The sequence below is a fragment of the Pseudomonas sp. MD195_PC81_125 genome (assembly GCF_014060985.1).
GTDB lineage: Bacteria > Pseudomonadota > Gammaproteobacteria > Pseudomonadales > Pseudomonadaceae > Aquipseudomonas > Aquipseudomonas parakoreensis.
Window position 1 is genome coordinate 1 of the sequence record NZ_JABULD010000889.1, and the last position, 1,328, is coordinate 1,328.

Consider the following 1,328-nt stretch of genomic DNA (forward strand, 5'->3'; position numbering starts at 1 on the left):
CCATTGCGAGCCCCCAGTTCTTGCACATTTGTCGCACCAGACTTCTTGCTTTATATCTTGCCCGTTAACGTTTCCTGCTTTCATTTTTTTTCCTCGTTTTTATGATTACTAATGCGTAACTCTCATAGAAGGTTCTTGGGGGTGGGATGTCATTCGTTGTCTTGAGCTAATAGCGCGTTAATCTCTGCAATTTCTTTTAGTGTCCTCGAAACCTTTGAATACATTTTACTACGGTAATTGTCTATTTCAGGGTTTGTATAGAGTCTGTTTCCACTGGAATCAAAGGTATATCTATCTGAGTTTTTTGCCGTTGTGCAGCGCTCAATTTCCTCATATAGAAAACTTATTTCTTTATGTTTTGACTCGATTTTTGAGTAATAATATTGACTTTTTATTGATTTTTCATTTAGCGATATTTTGTTTTTTTTTGCAGTTCGGCTAGCTCACGCTGCGCTTCAGCGGAGATTTTATTTTGTTCCGCCGATTCTTTTAGGGCATCTTTTGTTTCGGACAGTTCTTCTTTTTGGGATAGATATGCTTTGATCAGAAAATATAAGGCGATTGTTGAGGCCAGAGGATTTACTAACCCCCCGAAATAGTCTCCTAGTGCCCCCCAGTCTGATGGGTCTGATGAGAGTGAATGGTTGTGAAAGTTTGAAATATATGCGGCGGAAATTGATACTGTAAAAAAAATATCAAAATCCAAGGCCAAGATTTTTTTGCGAAAAATGTAAGTTGTGTTAGTGGTGTGCTGGATTTTGTTGCTTCAGTGTGTTTGCAGTCGCCGTTTTGTGATTTTTTAATTGACATATAATTTGTTCTTTGGTGGGGGGATTAACGGGCGAATTTATTATTTTTTTGCCTGAAAGAAAAAAGAAAAGAAAGAAAAGGTGACAGATTTATTTGTGTGATGTTTTATAGGTCTATCACCTTTAAGTTCCGTACTTTAACTACCATGTAAGGCTTTTGTTCTTGGCTTCAAAATTTTTCTTGTACATCATCCATATAGTGCTGTAATTACACATGTCAATTTTCTCGCAATAGTCATGAATCACTGCGTTCATTATTTTTCGATCAGTGGCTTTAGTCGCTTCTTTGAAGGAGTCAAGATTCTTCTTTTCCATCATGCGAAGAGTGCTTTCCTGGCACATGTCGATTTTTTCGCAGTAGTCCTTCCTCACCGTTGCGGTGATGGAATCAATGACCTGTTGTTTCTGTGCTTCTGAACCGTCGAAATCCATCGGATTGAGGATTGTCGCGGCGGAGCAAGAAAATGCGCTGAAGAGTGTGAGAATGAAGAGCAATTTTTTCATGGAGATATCCTTTCC

General features: G+C 38.5%; 2 protein-coding genes. Both read right to left on the reverse strand.

Annotation, left to right across the window (positions count from 1 at the left end):
* Nucleotides 1–406 precede the first annotated feature (406 nt).
* Complete coding sequence (locus HT737_RS30125) at nt 407–706, reverse strand: hypothetical protein (protein ID WP_182404643.1); 300 nt, start codon at nt 704–706, stop codon at nt 407–409.
* 244 nt (nt 707–950) lie between these two features.
* On the reverse strand, nt 951–1,328 hold a 378-nt coding region (locus HT737_RS30130), incomplete at its 5' end, for a hypothetical protein (protein WP_306287325.1).